Genomic DNA, 963 nt, shown 5'->3' with positions numbered 1-963 from the left:
AGGAAGTAACTTTATATTTTACATGTTGGCAAACTATCCTGCTCATCGCATTATCTGTCTTGATAAGCTGACCTACGCAGGCAATTTATCTACACTAGAGCCTGTAATGAACAAGCCAAACTTCCGCTTTGTGCAGGCAGATATCTGCGACAGAGAAGCTGTAGACAAGCTTTTTGAGGAAGAAAAACCTGATATTGTGGTGAACTTTGCTGCAGAATCACATGTAGACCGCAGCATTGAAAATCCGGAAATTTTCTTGCAGACGAACATTATTGGTGCAGCAACTTTGATGGATACCTGCCGTAAATACGGCATCAGGCGTTATCATCAGATATCTACGGATGAGGTGTATGGAGATTTAACGCTTTCTGCAGATGCTAAGCCTTTTACCGAAAAAGCCTTAATTCGGCCGAGCTCGCCCTACAGCAGTTCCAAGGCAAGCGCAGATTTACTCGTTATGGCTTATCACAGAACATATGGCTTGCCGGTATCAATTTCACGCTGCAGCAATAACTATGGTCTCTATCAGTTTCCGGAAAAGCTGATTCCGCTGATGCTAGTGAATGCTTTGGCAGATAAGCCGTTGCCTGTATATGGCGAAGGACTGAATGTACGCGATTGGCTTTATGTTGAAGATCACTGCAAGGCAATTGACCTGATTATACATAAAGGCAGAGTAGGCGAGGTATATAATATCGGCGGTCATAACGAGATGCGTAACATTGATATTGTAAAGCTGATTTGCAAGGAGCTTGGCAAGCCGGAGAACCTGATTACGCATGTAACCGACCGCAAAGGTCATGATATGCGTTACGCAATCGATCCGACGAAGATTCATAATGAGCTGGGATGGCTGCCGGAGACAAAGTTTGCCGATGGCATTAAGAAAACTATTAAGTGGTATTTGGAGAACCAAAAGTGGTGGAAAGATATCATTAATGGCGAGTATCAGAATTATTATGA

Annotated in this window: 1 protein-coding gene; it reads left to right on the top strand. The window is 43.3% G+C overall.

Translation table 11 applies throughout. From position 1 onward, the window contains the following. Positions 1–963 (top strand): dTDP-glucose 4,6-dehydratase (gene rfbB / locus BN587_RS00175; RefSeq protein WP_303684761.1); only part of this gene is annotated, 963 nt, incomplete at both ends.

Source organism: Phascolarctobacterium succinatutens CAG:287 (assembly GCF_000434895.1).
Classification (GTDB): Bacteria; Bacillota; Negativicutes; order Acidaminococcales; family Acidaminococcaceae; genus Phascolarctobacterium_A; species Phascolarctobacterium_A succinatutens_A.
This window is presented reverse-complemented; position numbering and strand designations above follow the sequence as displayed.